This is a genomic window from Photorhabdus noenieputensis (genome assembly GCF_018448935.1).
GTDB lineage: Bacteria > Pseudomonadota > Gammaproteobacteria > Enterobacterales > Enterobacteriaceae > Photorhabdus > Photorhabdus noenieputensis.
The window spans coordinates 1-15,142 of the sequence record NZ_RCWC01000051.1 but is presented as its reverse complement, the minus strand read 5'-3'; the positions used below and the strand labels follow the sequence as shown (position 1 = coordinate 15,142).

Below are 15,142 nucleotides of genomic sequence, written 5' to 3'. Positions count from 1 at the left end.
GATAAATCAGCTCAGTCAGTTATCGGACCTGTTATTTGCCGATGGCAGTCAGGGATTGCGGTTTGAACTGCGGGCCAGAGCGGTACGGGATGTGGTGGAAACCGACCTGACGATAGATGGGCAGAAATTGCGTTATTTTAACCAGATGGAAAGCTGGCAGAGCTTTCGCTGGCCGGGAGAGACCTATAAACCGGGCGTGATGCTGACGTGGATTAGTGTTAATGCCGGAGCGAGGCTGTTTGGTGATTATCAGGGAAACTGGGGGCTGATCCGCTGGCTGGCACAGGCAAAAGCGGAGAGACTGGATGAAAGCCGTTACCGACTGATCTTTACTGCCCCGGATGGATTGCCATTAACCTGGATTTTGCGTACAGAACTGGGCGAAGGGCCGCTGGCATTATTAAAACTGCGCGGATTTAAATTGCCGAAAAATATCTTTGTGACGAAGCCGGGTAAGCATACGACAATATCAGCGGTAAATGACGATGATTTGATAGAGGAATAATGCATGCGATTGGCGATAAATCAGGGAATAGCGTGACCGTTAACTGTTTTTGTTAACAGAATAGCTGTCAGGATAAATATCACTACAGATATTCCGATGAGGATGTTTGGCTATCTTATTATTCGTATGGCATGAATGAGAATTATTCTTCTTTATCGTGATGGGATAATTGAGATTAAAAAAGGAGTGATGAGATTGAAACAGCGATAATCTATTGGATAACATGAAAATAGGCATTATTATCATAGGGATGTGATTAAAATCGCGTATTCAGGCCGCCTTCATTTTATGGCAATCAATGCCAGTTTACTTTTGTCAATAAATGTCATGTTATTGTCATGAAGTTTAAATATTTTGTTCGACATGCTGTTATATCGGCGGTGATAAAGGAGTGTGCATTAAAAATCGGTTTTTTGAAAAAAAAGAGTTGATCTTTATAGGCACCCATTAAGAAGATGGGAGAATTTATAAATCGCTTGCCTTGTTCATTCCTTGATATATTGCGAAAACATGAATGGCCTGTGTAAATATTTACGGCTCAGTTAATTCCCGACCGAGAAATAGTGGCGTGGGTTATTTCCCGGTATGACAATAATGACATGGTCTTATATTAAGTTCTTATTGTTGACTAATGGCCGTAGAAAAATTAGGAGAAAATATGACAAATCCAACACCGATGATCATTTTTGATCACAGCCGTTACAGACTAAAAGTGTGGTACAACAAAGCGCCGCTGGATGTGCTGGCCTTTACCGGGCAGGAAGCCTTAAGCCAGCCGTTTCGCTATGCCATTGAATTCACCAGTGCGGAGAAAGGGATTGAACCGGCACAGATGCTGATGCAGCAGGCTTCATTTACCCTGACTTCGCCTGCGATCAATCCGGGGATACGGTGGATGCCGATTGTGCCGCCGGAGCCGCTGCGCTCGGTTTACGGGGTGATCAGCGGCTTTAAACTGCTCTCCACCTCGCGGGACGAAAGCCGTTATGAAGTGACGCTGGAGCCCCGGCTGGCGCTGATGGCGAGAAGCCATCAATACGCCATCTACCAAAAACTCTCCGTGCCGGAGATTGTGGAAAAAGTCCTGCGGGAGCGGCATGGCTTTCGCGGGCAGGACTTCCTGTTCAGTCTGACACACAACTACCCGAGGCGGGAACAGGTGATGCAGTATGGCGAAGATGACCTGCGCTTTATCCAACGCCTGCTGGCGGAAGTGGGTATCTGGTACAAAGTGACGGCGGATGACCGGTTAAAGATTGATGTGGTGGAATTTTACGACGACCAGCGTGACTACCAGTTCAACGTCTACCTGCCTGCCCGTAATCCGTCAGGCATGCACGGCGAGGAGGACGCGGTGGTCTGGGACATGGAGACCGCGTATCAGGTAGTGGAGGGAAAAATTGCGACTCGGAATTATGACTACCACGATGCCCGGCCGTATCCCGGCCTGAACACCGAGGTGGATGTGACACGTGGCGACCAAACCACCTATGGTGAAGCGTACCATTACCGCGATGACTACCGGATACCCGGTGACCGTTACGCCTATCAACCGGAGACGGAAAGCGGAGTGTTTTATGCCCGCCTGCATCACGAGCGTTACCTGAATCAACGCATTCGCCTGCGGGGAATGACCACCTCCGCCACGCTGGTGCCGGGGCAGGAATTGAAAGTGAAGGGCGACGCCCCGGAAGCGTTTCGCAAAGGGGCGATCATCACCCAGATCACCAACAGCGCCCGCCGGGACAGCAGTTTCGAGATGGCGTTCACCGCCATTCCCTATTCCGAGACCGTGTGCTTTCGCCCGGAGCGGGTGCCGAAACCGGTGATGGCCGGCACGATACCCGCGCGGGTGAGCAGCACGAAAGTGAATGATATCTACGGCGATATCGACAAAGACGGCTTGTATCGGGTGTCGTTTGACTTTGACCGGGCGGAATGGACGCAGGGGAGCGAAAGCCTGTGGGTGCGTCTGGCACGCCCGTACGCGGGGGAGAAGTATGGCTTTCACTGGCCGTTGCTGGAAGGCACCGAAGTCGCGATCGCCTTTGAAGGGGGCGACCCGGACCGGCCCTATATTGCCCATGCTCTGCACGATTCAATGCACCCGGATCATGTCAATCTCTACAACTACAAATGCAACATTCTGCGCACCCCGGCGAATAACAAACTGCGGATGAGTGACGAACGTGGTCGGGAACATATCAAACTGAGTACCGAGTACGGCGGTAAAAGCCAGTTGAACCTCGGTCATCTTGTCGATAGTCAGCGCCCACACCCGGATAAACGGGGTGAAGGTTTTGAGTTGCGAACCGACGACTGGGGAGCGATTCGGGCCGGTAAGGGATTGTTTATCAGTACTGATGAACAATTAAAAGCACAGGGAAAAACGCTGGAGATGCAGGAAGCGTTATCGGCACTGGCACAAGCCAACCAACAGATGCAAACACTCAGTGAAGCAGCTACACAGGCCGCGTCTCTTGCCGCCGACGTACAAACACAACTGAATTATGTCCGGGAGCGGGTTACACAATTGCAGACAGCAGTACTGTTAGCCAGCTCACCGGCGGGTATTTCTTTGGTCAGTGGTGAACATATGCAAATGGCCGCTAAAGAAAACCTGATGGTCAATGTCGGTAAACACGCTGATATCGGGGTGATGAAACGTTTGTTTATCGGCGTGGGAGAAGCGTTTGGTTTATTTGTCCAAAAACTCGGCATTAAGCTGATTGCCAATCAGGGCAAGGTACTGGTACAGGCCCAGCATGATGAGATGGAATTGATGGCACAACAGGAAATCACGCTCTCCAGTAGTGATAACAACATCACAATTACCACACCCAAAACGCTGACACTGAATGCAGGGGGAACCTATCTCAAGATGGATGGCGGTGGTATCGAGTTTGGGACACCGGGGGGATATCAGGTGAAATGCCAGAGTTACAACGTAAAGCAAGGTGGAGCTTCAATCGACACGAAAGTATCTGCCTTTCCCAAAACAGAATTAAAAGAAACAACTCCCGATCACACGGGTTCAATTTCAGGATAAGGAGCCTGCACCAATGAAAATTTGTTTTCCTGTCAGCCGAGAAAATGACGGCCAGCCTTATCAGGCCACCGATGATAAAAGCCTGCAAGCCATGTTGGCGAAACTGCGTTCTGAACCCAATGGCGCTTGGCTGGTTGGGGCGAATGGCCTGTGGCACGGCGGTGTACACCTCAGTGACCGGGCCAGTGCGCCGTATGCCAAACTAACGCCGGATCTGTTGCAACAGGACAAAGTGATGCCGCTGCGCTGCATGGCTGAGGGGGAATTGGTAGCTTACCGGCTGAATAAAGCGTATTTAGAAGCCCCCTACTTTCGTGATGAACAACTGAAATACTCCAGCACTTTTGCGTTGGTGAAATCAGAGTACAAGGCACAGGATGAAACACTGCTGACATTCTACAGCCTGTATATGCATTTGGCACCGGTGAGCGATTACCCGGCGTACCCACGTTATAGAGCGATTGTGCAGCACACGCTGAATACCCACCGATTTACCACAAATAATGAGGAGCAATACGGTATACCATCCGATGTGACGGAACGGGGGGAACGGCGTGATTATGATATTCCGCCGACAAACGGTAGTCTGAAACACGGTGATGAGTTTTTGGTCTATCAGACCGCGGATTTCTTTATGACCACCATCATCTCGACCCGTTATGACAAAGTACGTTTTGGTCTGGCGCAGAAACTGGAGGGAGGCGTAGTAAAAGATAAGAAAAAATTTTGGGTGGAATTAGATCCTCATTTTGTTGAGCAGATAGGTGAAGCTCATCCCCAGATGCCGGTTTGGATGCAAGCGGCAGTTAAAAAAGGGGCGTTTGATAGTGTACAAACTTTGATGGGTGATGCGGTTATCCGCATAAACGCCGGAGACCCGATAGGCCATCTGGGATTATTTGAATCGCCTGCGGCCCGGTTGCCTGACCGAATGTCTTACTATTTTACGCATATTGAAGTGTTAAGTGCTGACGATAACTTGCCGGATTTTGTCAATAACACGAAACACCTGGCGGATGGCCGGAAATATGTTACCTGCGGACTTGATCAGCTGTTGCACAGCTATGATGCGACACACAAAACTTTTACCCCCTTGAAGGTCAGAACGCAGCAGGAAATCGTTCTGGCGAAAGCGCTGACCAGCCCGGTTAAGGATAAAAACGGGGTAAGCTGGTACAAAGTGACGCAGACCGGCTGGGTAAAACAGAATGGGGAACTTGTAACGGAAGTAGATCAACATGACCTGAATAAACTGGGATTTCGTTTGTTGGAAGAGGAGGCGACCACGGATTTCAGCAAGTTAACGGCAGAAGAGTGTGTGAAAGTCTTATTGCGTCATTTACTGGCGGTGGCAAAACAGGACCGGCGGATAGATCATGCCTTGGTTCCGGTCCGTTATGAACGTATTTTGCGGAAGCTGGATAAAGACGGCGATAGGCAGTTGAATGCGCAGGAGGTGCGCCTTGGGTTGTATAACCCGGAAATGATTAACGTGGTGACGAGGTTTATCGTGAAGCACAGCAGTGAGTGGTATGAAGACAGTCAGGGGGGACCGTGGGAGAACTTTTTTACGAATGTGGTAAAAAACCGCACGGCGAATAAGTTCTGGCGGCAGTATCTGGATGATCAGGTATGGATGAAGGAAGTGGAACCCTTCAGTAGCGGGAAGCCTGTGTGGCATATGCATCCGGTGGTGTTTTTGTCTCAGCTATCAGATAAAGGGCAATGTGCATGTAACCGTGATATTACAATTGAAGAAATGATACAAATTGCTCCAGAAACAAAAAAAGATATCTTAGAAAATTATGTAGCGCCGCTTAATCAGGCATTTGCAGATTTTGAAGTTAATTCATGTATTGAAAAAGCTCATATTCTCGCACAACTTTTGCATGAAAGTGGGGGGCTAAGAATCACCAAAGAGATACATGGTGAAAATGCGACATATAGTCCTTGGTATGGGCGCGGTTTGGTTCAATTAACACTAAAGACAAATTATGAGAAATATCAAAAATATATTGGAGAAGATGTTACAAGTTCTTCTATAGCTAGAGATAAATTACTTTCCCCACCTCATAGTATTCTATCTGCCTTTTGGTATTTTAAGGTTGAAAAACGTATAATGAATTACTGTCAAAATGATGATTTTAATCAAGTGACACTTTTAGTTAATGGTGGGTTTAATGGTTATAAAGACAGATTGGAATATTTAAATCGTTCAATTAAAAGTCTTGGGGCAGAGCATCGGTGTGTTTTGAGGAGAGATCACATGTATCCTTTTGATAATAGTGAAATATATGAAACTATCCGAGGAAGTTTTGCTTGGGCACTTTGGCATGATCCTGTTTCAGCGAAAAATGGTACTGGAAAAGACAAAGGTAATGCTTTGAATGGATATCAAAGATTAAATACAATAATTCAAACTAATGATTTAACTCAGAGACAAAATAACAGTAAATACTATGGAGTACTTGGAAAGGATTTATTAATTTATTCTAATGATCGGATTTCTGATCTTTCAAAAAATTAAGGTGGTTGGTATGTTTAGAAAAATAATTTTCATTATCTTTTGTTTTTTCCCTTTTTTTTCTAATGCCAGTGTGAATTCTTATGTTAACTGTTTTACTTCCAGTGATCAGAAAGGAATTAATTTAAAGTTTGTTACTATAAATGATGGAGGGAGAGATAAATGGTTAGGTGGATATGTAAAATATGAGAAATCTAATTACCCTATAACTGTTGTTCCGGTTAAAGAAAGTGCAGAGGAATTTACTGAAGGAAGGCCGTATGAATATACTACAACCTGGATAGAAATTATCAATGGTAAACCTGAAGGTAAATACATAACTGTAAGACAAGGCGCTATTTTCTCTTCTTTTGTATATATAAACACAAAGTCGAAAAAACGGTACGATTTCACACAGGTATTTGATGCTATGAATGATGGTTCTTGTCAATGGAAAAAGCACTGACTAGTCCGGTTAAAGATAAAAACGGGGTGAACCGGTACAAAGTGACGCAGACCGGCTCGGTAAAACAAAATGGAATGATTAGAAAAAGCAGTTTATTCATTGATATCTCCTGTTGATAGATAAAATAGTTTGGTAGATTTACATAATAAGTGCAACATCATTAATCCGGAAATAAATATGTTCGTATTCCCTTAAATAATTCATTTGGTGTTTTCCCACCACGAGTTTTTCGAGGATGATGATTTAATCGATTTTGGACAAGAAAAATAGATACGTATGGTATGTATTTGAAAGATCTTGCTAAGCGATCTTCGGTCAGAGAAGTTACTCAAGTCGTAAATGGAGGGCAAAATGGATATGCAGATAGACTAAAAAGATATAATAAAGTGGCACTTCTTCTTGGGCTTGAAATTGAAAGAGAGTGATTGAAATTATGAAACGCATTATATTATTTTTTCTTTTTTTTGTGTCTTTTATATGTCAGGCACAAGATAATATTGTACAAGGGCCTTTTTCGCTAGATAAGAATATAACTATTTCTTTTGTTAAGGAAAGAAATAAATCCATTTCACTTGTGGAAAAATATGGTAGAAATAGAAAGGTAATTGATAATTATAATGTTTATGATGGTGTCCCTGAAATTAAAACTGTTTTCTTCATCTTTGTTGATAAAGTTAAGAATGCTGCTGTACTTGTATCATGGAATGAGGAAAATATCAGTGCAATTCGTTATAAAGTTTTTTTCTACAGATATGATAGAGGTGAATTGGTAATAAACAGAAGACTGACGAATGATGAAAATTTATCAGGATATGATGGTTATGGTTCATCTGGTTTAATATTTGATTATAAAGATGCAGACTCTATAAGAAAGTATATAAAGGAAAAATATGAATAAAAATTATATTATTTTACATTCATTAACTAGGTAAAATATTATGGCAAAAGCATTAATATATATTTTTTTGTTATCTTTTTATATGGTTTCATTACAAGCAAATGCTACCAGTGAGATTGAGCAGAAAGCAAAAGAAAATTCTCCATATGCTTTTTTAAATGCGACAAAATGGGAATATTCACATGTGTCTTCTCCTATAAGATATTCAACAATGGAATTGGATGATAATTTCTATAATAAAATGTTTGCTGGAAAAAACATTCAATTTGAAAATGACATGGTAAGTATCTCTGGAAAATGTTCATATCAATACGCGATTCAAAAAAAATCTCCGTTAGAATATTGGCATAGTGAAAAAACAGTTAGTATTTATAAAAAACTTTTTTCTGATAATGATGTGAAAATACCTGGGTTTTTATATGTCATATCTCCTGTTTTTTCTACGGAAAAATGTGAATATCCATTTTCTGATTTTATTGTTTTGGATAGGGCTATTATATTTGTTTATAAACAAAGAGCTATCTTTTATTTTGAAGAGAAGGATAAAAGGTTACATCACATTGCTGAGAATACAAAATGTAAGTCATCAAAAAAAGATTTAGGATTTGTTTTCGAACATGGTGCTATTGACGAGTGTTTTTACGAAAAAGAAACATTAGTTGATGTTTATAATAAATATATAAATAAAAGTGATGTGGGTAAATATTTGACTAAGAGTTTGGAGGTGATGAAAAATATTCATGTTTTTCACCAAGAAGATGATGTCGATGTTAAATACTTCTGGGAGAATAAAAAGAAATTAAAAATTATATTAAATTTTATGGGCGGAATGACAGAGGTTTCATTTAAAGAAGATAGTGATGGAACAAAGGTTGTAACAAAATATTATCCAGATTGAAATTATTAGCTCAACGAGGATTAACTTTATCAGTTAACTGATAGTACAAGTTTGCAAGCAATACTGGCGTATGCTCTTAGTCCATCATTGCTCAGATATGTATTACTAGGTACATATCTGAGTCAGGTAAAATATAGCATTGAAAAGGGATACTTCTTTTCAACAATTTTTTATGAGTTAATCACTTTAAGTCAGGAGGTATTTATTCGTAAGGATGATAAAACTTCATCCAGAGGAACTGTCTTAGAAGAATCTGAATTAGGTGATGGTTACTTATATAGGGGACGTGGAATTATAGAATTAACGGGAAAACATATGTATGCTGAAATAAGCAGGATTTATTTAGCATATAATGTTAATAGTAGTGTTAACATTATCGAAGTCTGGAGTTAATTACAATGGATATAACTATACCTTATAGATTTCCAGATGGATCGCGGCGGTAAGGGAGCGAATCCCCGGGAGCATAGATAACTATGTTACCGGGGTGAGTAAGTGCGGCCAACAAAGAGGCAACTTGAAAGATGACGGGTATATAAAGTTAATCTTTATACAAAAGGAGATTACCGATAATGAGTATGTATAGAGAATCGATTAAAAGAGTAATTTTGGGTGGTGTGCTTTTCAATGCTAGTTTTAGTTCATTTTCTGAGTCATTGACCCCAGTTTCCTTATATGGAAAGTGGCAAATTAGACAGGTTGAAATAAATAATAATTCAACTAGGCGGCTTAATTATCAATTCAATGATCCTAGATTAGTTGGTAGGGTGCTAGATATTAGTGTTAATAGATTATCTTCTAATTTTCCTGAGGATGGGACATGTTTATTTTTATCAGTTTCATCAGGAACGGAAACAATAAATAGTTTAATGTCGAAAATATCAATGGGGGATAAAAATACAACAGCTAAAGATTACGAATTGAGTATTGATGGTAATAGAATATATCCCGTGGAGAAGTTCTCTTGTAAATCAGGTTATTTTGGCCCTGGCGTTGGTAATGATGACAATAGAACATGGTTTTTTATTATAGATAGAGATACTTTATTAACTAATTGGTTTGATTTGACTATTATCAAAATGAACCGACTGCCTCAAAAACCTACTCCAGTTGCGTCATTTAACTGTAAGAATGCTCAAAGTAAAACAGAAAGAGCTATCTGTCAAAATTTTGATTTGGCAGCATGGGATAATAGTGTTAATAAGGCTTGGATATTAACAAAAAAGTTACAGCAATCTATAGGAGATCGAGATAATTTAAGAAATTTACATGCAGAGCAAGTGGAATGGTTAAAAAACAGAAACAAATGTGGTAGTGATGAAAGATGTTTAACTAAAATAATGAAAATTCGCATAGAGCAATTAATGTCAATAAACACTTCCGAGTGATTCTGGATGATCTAAAATTTAAGATTAGATTGTCATATGGAACATTAATTATCCTTATGAAGATCAAGATAGTTTTTTGTGAATGTCAGAAAGGGATATTTTGAATCATTAACATATATAAATGATAGTTGTAATAATTAAGTGAAATATCTTGCAGGATGATTAGATAGAGTTAATGATTTTTTAAAGGTGATTATATGAAAAAGATTTTGTTTCTATTATTGTTTTTTTGTTCCCAAGCATTTGCTTTTTCTGGCTATTGGATTTCACAGTATAATAATGACACTTATAAGCTTTACTTAAAGGAGAATAAAAATGTAATAGTAGGCAGGTATTGTTTTATAACAAATAGTGGCAATAGAATAGATTGTGAGGATAATGATGTGTTAAATATAAAAGGTCATATAAATGGTAATGTTGCTGATGTTTATTTTATGAGTACTTTTGGTGGTAGTGGAACAGCGAGAATAACAAAAGAAAAGAATAAACTTATATGGGTTATTGAAGATTCAAAACCATTTGATGATGTTAATATGAGTGTGAAAAGAAAAATAATATTTATACGGAGTAAATAAATTTTCAATGACTATTTTGTTAATTTTATATTGAATTGATTAATGCCATAAGAGCAAAGGACTGACTGTATTTTTCTCGAATATACAACGGGCCTCGTCAGAATGGATATGATGTAAAAATGAGTAGGAATTATGATGCGATTATATCTCACAGGTAGTTTAGTATTTTTGCTTTCTTTACTTTCTTTTCATAACTCTTATGCTAAGAGTGAAAATAATTCAGATGTTTATTTTTCATGTAATACAAAGAAAGGTAATGTAAAATTGGAAATAAAAGATGGCACGTTATCATACTCTTTGTCAAAAGAGGGAATAAACAGTTTTATATTTAATTCTTTTGGAGATAACTATTCTGGTTTTTTATATAATCATTATACGAGATATCAAACGGAGTATATTTATGTTTCTTTTGTCAATGAAAATTATAGATATACAGTATTTGATAATTATGATAATAATGAAAAATCTAGTGGGGTAAGTGTTGTAAATAATGATAATAAAAAAGAGTTTCTGCTGATGTGTAAGACAGTGAAAAAAAACAATCTTAGAAATCTCATTACGTTTTTAGCGTGTGATAAGGATAATGCGTTGGGGTGTTGAGAAACTTGAAAAATTTGATGAGGATATAATATGAAGAAATATTTACTATTAGGTGTGTTTTTTTTGAATGCCCCTTTATCGGCTACAACTTTATGTAAAAATAATGAGATCGTTGTTTTTCATTGTACTATGAAAGAGAGTAAATTTTCTGTGTGTAAAAGAAACGACTATATTTATTATAAACATGAGAAAAATAATAAAGTAGACTTTACTTATCCAAAAATAAATGGCAAAGGAGATTTTTATTTTAGCTATACAGGGTATAGTGGTGGTGGAGAAAGTCATATTAGATTTGAGAACAATAATTATCATTATATAATATATGATAGAATAATAAGATCAGAGGATTATATAGGAAGATATCCTAATTTTGAGTCAGGGATCAGTATAATGAAAGATGGAAATTTAATTAGCCATCAAAAATGTGAAATCAGTTCAGGGATAAATGAAAATGCCAGTCAATCCTTATTGAAGGAAAAGTTCGTTGATTTGATAAATTAAAGTATAAATAATTGTTTTCTATATTTGGTGGTGTGTTGTACACGCTGTGATGTTTATTTTATTTTAGATTAGATTAAATCTATTTAAAATTGTAGGTTATGTGCTCTGAATGGCAAAATTAATGGTGTTTATTCTATCTTTTTTGTTCCCAATTTATTCTTTGGCATGTGAAAAAGTTAATATAGATATACTGAATCGGAATTTCCCTGATCGACATTATCAACAAACTATTAATTCTGATAGGATGGTTAATAATAGTGCATTACTATTCTTTTATGGTAATAAAAATGAAGATTACCCGGATGTTAAAGCGCTTTTCTTACCCGATCGTTGTAATATTAACAATGGTGTTCTTTTCGACTCTTATGGATATAATGCTGGAATTGCAGAGGTTATTTCTGTTTTCTGGGGGAAAGGAAAGTATACGGACAGATTCTTTACTATAATTAAATGGAATGTTAATGCTGGAGGAGCACCGTCCTACGGACAGTATTATATGGTGAATGCCTATTTTTCTCCCAGTCAGAATAATTTAATTAAAAAAGACGAAAAGCTAACTTCATATTTTGAATAAGGTATAGAAGGAATCAGCAATGGTGAGATCAGTCATTTTAAATACAAAACAGCAAGTGATGTATGTAGAGCATTGGAGTGAGTAGATTGATTCTTTTTATCAAATACCAGGTAGAACAGATCATGCCAAATGAATTAAAGAGTTTCTGAAAATTATCTAGCTAAGTTGAATAACGGAGAATTGTTGTGAATAAATTATTTTTCATTTTAAGTGTGTTTTTTGTGCTTGATGTTGGTGCCAGTGAATTAAGGTGTGGTTGGTTAGTTAATCCATCACCATCTAATATCTGGTTATTGGACAGTGAGGGTGAATGGATCATATCAATTCAGGGAGGTTATAGTTCGGAGGGATTGGATAAGCTTAAAGATTTTCCTGTCAGCCAATATATCAAGACAGGTATAAATTATGGTTATGGTTGTTCTTGTTTGACTGTAGAAACCAACAAGAAAAAAATGATGATAACCAATATATTGAAATCAAAACACCTTACTTTATTGGCGTGTAAAACAGATAGGAAATTACAAAAAATACCGAATTTGAATTAATAAAAATAATATTGCCAAGAGTGAGAATGGTTTAGTTGGTAGGGAAAGATGATATTTATAAAAAGTAAATAAAATTTTTAATGATTAAAGGAGTTAGTAACCCTACTTCATTGGTTTGGTGGGGTTAATGGAATAACGTTAGGTTAAAACAGAATGAATTTGACGCATTAAATATATGATTCTAATCACTAATGATGAGGAGAGTAGATATGAAGAATAAACTTAATATGACTTTTATTTTTTTATTTACTTTGTTATTTTTTCAATCATTTCTTATGGAGAAGATACGGAATGTAATTCCAACGGAGCTAATATTATCAACAAAAATGGCACCAAAGTAATAACAAAGTTGTATCCGGACTAAAATTATCACTGATATCTTATTTTTTGCAATGGAGCAAATCAGTCTTTGTATTGTTTTTATTATCAATATATCAGGTTTTATTTTTGTTTATGGATATGTATTAATAGGAAAATATCCGAGCCAAGTAAATATAGCATTGAAAAGAAATGTTTCTTTTCAACGATCTTTTATCAATTAATCACTTTAAATATGGAGGGCATTTATGCCGGCATTTATTCGCAAGGGTGATAAAACTTCATCGGGAGGAACTGTTTTAGAGGGATCTGACTTAATTGAGTTCGATAATATCCCTGTTGCCCGAAAAGGCGACAAGGTTTCTTGCACTAAACATGGTGAAACGACAATCGCTGAAGGTTGTCCTGATTATCTTGATGATGGTCGGGAAGTCGCGCTGAATGGGCACTGTTGTGCCTGTGGTTGTACGTTAATCAGTTCATTTTCGGAGGGGACCGTAGATTAATATGTCCGTCAATCTTGATGCTATTCCGGATAAAGCTCCACGTCCGGTACGCCCAGTCACTTTACGCTGGTTAATATTTTTGATCGTTTGTCTGGTAACCGGCGCAATCACGACATTATGGTTTTGGCAAGATACACGTTCAGGCAGTGTGTTCTGGTACTGCTTTTTCGTTTTCCCGTTTTCATTCTGGCTGCTCTGTTTTGGAATACGACGACTCGGCTATAAATGCCAACAAGTATGGGCTGATGGTTGGGACAGGGAATGTCAGACCATTCGTGAACAGGAAATTCGGAGAGGGCAGCGTAGTGCTCGATTGATTTTTGCTCATGCGTCTACGCCTGTGGGTGATGATGTCACGCAACTGCCGGGTACGTTGCAAGAGAAACAGGTGTTGATGTCACCGGTGACATCAACAGATCAAGACTCAGTGATCCAGTATGCCCCGCTTTCTGCTGAATTACCTGCTGCCAAACGTTTCATGATGGCGCGAGAGCTGCTTTTGGCCGATGTGCTCCCGCTCATAGAAACGCTACCTTCCCGCTGGCACCGTTACTGTTCTATCCAGCTCAATGTGAGTGAATCCGATGTTATGACGCCGGAGATATCTCTGCCAAATACGTTGATTTGTCCGGGACAAGGGCTGGCAGTTTTGGATAACTGGCTGGATATGAAACCAGTTTCACCTTCGGTTTTGATCGTTATTGCCGCAGAAGTACAGGATATCCCTCTAAATATTGCTGGAGAAGCCGTTGTGGCGCTGATTTTCTCTAATCACCCTCTCCCAGAGCAAACTGAATCGGTGATGATCCACAGACCACACAGTGAGCCTGTCATGCGGGCACCTGTGGTTATAGAACGGGCATTGCTCTGGGCGAAACAAGCGGCGGATAACATTCACAATGGCTGGTTAACCGGTTGGGGAACATCGACCGACAGTGTTTGGAGTACGGCAATAGAACAACAAGGGCTTTTACTTAAGGATGGGGAGACTAGTTGGTTGCTGGAAAAATCCTTTGGCTATACAGGATGCGCGGCACCTTGGTTGGCTTTAATTTGTGCCAGTGAGCAAGCCAGACAAGGACAAACCGCACAATTGTATGCGCATAAAACCAGCTCTGACCAACTTTGGGTGGGTGTCACTACACCCTTATTTTCAGATAAACAGGATCTTTCATGAAACTTCATTCTTTATTTGTATCTATTTTCACGGTCATTCTTGGCATCTTGCTTTTGTTCGGAGGTGCATTATTGATGCTGCCAGAGCTGGTTGCTCAGTGGTTTGGCTGGGACGCTCTGTTTTGCCACTCAATGTTGACGGCTTGTGGTTTCCTGACTGCATTGTGTGTCATGGTGGGTTGGCTGATAAATATGTGGTTGACCGCCAGTGGGAAGGGAAATGCCCGGTTGAAGTGGGGTAAGTTTGAGGCAGAAGGTAATGGCAATAACGAAAAAATTTCTGTAGCGACGCAACTTTCTGAATCAGTCTCCGCTATAGAAGACTTGCCTGACCGCATGCGCCTCCGTTACGGGCGGTTCTGGTGGTATAAAGTCCGCATTTTACTGGTAGTGGGCGAAGTGGAGCAGGTGGAAGCCATCGCGCCGGGGCTGACGACTGCGTATTGGCAGGAGGGCTATCGCTCGTTGTTGCTCTGGGGCGGCAGTTTGCAGACGGCGGAACCGGATACCGCTCAGTTGATGGCTTTGCGTCGCTTGCGCCGTTACCGCACGCTCAATGGCATTGTCTGGGCGCTGACCGAAAACCAAAGCGCGCAGCCGGTGTGGATGGATAAAGCTTTGCGGATGTTGCAAAAACAGG

General features: G+C 39.7%; 16 protein-coding genes and 1 pseudogene. All 17 read left to right on the top strand.

Annotated elements, in window-relative coordinates:
* Positions 1–505: type VI secretion IcmF C-terminal domain-containing protein (locus EAE91_RS22220; protein ID WP_280520300.1), on the top strand; the 505-nt coding region annotated here is incomplete at its 5' end.
* Between the two features lie 658 nt (positions 506–1,163).
* Positions 1,164–3,554, top strand: coding sequence for a type VI secretion system Vgr family protein (locus tag EAE91_RS22215; RefSeq protein WP_214090361.1), 2,391 nt, complete (start codon positions 1,164–1,166; stop codon positions 3,552–3,554).
* A gap of 13 nt (positions 3,555–3,567) precedes the next feature.
* Complete coding sequence (locus EAE91_RS22210; protein WP_214090360.1) at positions 3,568–6,081, top strand: glycoside hydrolase family 19 protein; 2,514 nt, start codon at positions 3,568–3,570, stop codon at positions 6,079–6,081.
* Positions 6,082–6,091: 10 nt separating this feature from the next.
* On the top strand, positions 6,092–6,523 hold the full coding sequence (locus tag EAE91_RS22205; RefSeq protein ID WP_214090359.1) for a hypothetical protein: 432 nt from the start codon (positions 6,092–6,094) through the stop codon (positions 6,521–6,523).
* A gap of 287 nt (positions 6,524–6,810) precedes the next feature.
* Entirely contained in the window at positions 6,811–6,948 is a 138-nt protein-coding gene (locus tag EAE91_RS22200; protein ID WP_214090358.1) for a hypothetical protein, read from the top strand.
* 8 nt (positions 6,949–6,956) lie between these two features.
* Positions 6,957–7,421: a hypothetical protein gene (locus tag EAE91_RS22195; RefSeq protein WP_214090357.1), complete on the top strand. Its 465-nt coding sequence runs from the start codon at positions 6,957–6,959 to the stop codon at positions 7,419–7,421.
* A gap of 40 nt (positions 7,422–7,461) precedes the next feature.
* Positions 7,462–8,319: a hypothetical protein gene (locus EAE91_RS22190; protein WP_214090356.1), complete on the top strand. Its 858-nt coding sequence runs from the start codon at positions 7,462–7,464 to the stop codon at positions 8,317–8,319.
* Between the two features lie 51 nt (positions 8,320–8,370).
* Complete coding sequence (locus tag EAE91_RS22185) at positions 8,371–8,712, top strand: hypothetical protein (protein WP_214090355.1); 342 nt, start codon at positions 8,371–8,373, stop codon at positions 8,710–8,712.
* 179 nt (positions 8,713–8,891) lie between these two features.
* Complete coding sequence (locus EAE91_RS22180) at positions 8,892–9,707, top strand: lysozyme inhibitor LprI family protein (RefSeq protein ID WP_214090354.1); 816 nt, start codon at positions 8,892–8,894, stop codon at positions 9,705–9,707.
* 197 nt (positions 9,708–9,904) lie between these two features.
* The gene (locus EAE91_RS22175) at positions 9,905–10,282 is read left to right on the top strand and encodes a hypothetical protein (protein WP_214090353.1); all 378 of its coding nucleotides are present in this window, start codon (positions 9,905–9,907) and stop codon (positions 10,280–10,282) included.
* 135 nt (positions 10,283–10,417) lie between these two features.
* Positions 10,418–10,882, top strand: coding sequence for a hypothetical protein (locus tag EAE91_RS22170; protein WP_244868987.1), 465 nt, complete (start codon positions 10,418–10,420; stop codon positions 10,880–10,882).
* A 30-nt stretch (positions 10,883–10,912) separates the two neighbouring features.
* Positions 10,913–11,383, top strand: coding sequence for a hypothetical protein (locus tag EAE91_RS22165; protein WP_214090352.1), 471 nt, complete (start codon positions 10,913–10,915; stop codon positions 11,381–11,383).
* Between the two features lie 109 nt (positions 11,384–11,492).
* Complete coding sequence (locus tag EAE91_RS22160) at positions 11,493–11,957, top strand: hypothetical protein (RefSeq protein WP_214090351.1); 465 nt, start codon at positions 11,493–11,495, stop codon at positions 11,955–11,957.
* A 185-nt stretch (positions 11,958–12,142) separates the two neighbouring features.
* A complete protein-coding gene (locus tag EAE91_RS22155) occupies positions 12,143–12,502 on the top strand; it encodes a DUF4087 domain-containing protein (protein WP_214090350.1) in 360 nt (119 codons plus the stop codon).
* Positions 12,503–13,068: 566 nt separating this feature from the next.
* Positions 13,069–13,326 (top strand): PAAR domain-containing protein, encoded by a 258-nt coding sequence (locus tag EAE91_RS22150; protein WP_214090349.1) that lies wholly within the window; start codon positions 13,069–13,071, stop codon positions 13,324–13,326.
* Position 13,327: 1 nt separating this feature from the next.
* Positions 13,328–14,503 carry a hypothetical protein gene (locus EAE91_RS22145; RefSeq protein ID WP_214090348.1) on the top strand — a complete coding sequence of 392 codons (1,176 nt, stop codon included), beginning with the start codon at positions 13,328–13,330 and terminating at the stop codon, positions 14,501–14,503.
* A pseudogene (locus EAE91_RS24380) lies at positions 14,500–15,142 on the top strand (hypothetical protein); the annotation flags it as partial. The gene EAE91_RS22145 and the pseudogene EAE91_RS24380, both read left to right, overlap by 4 nt.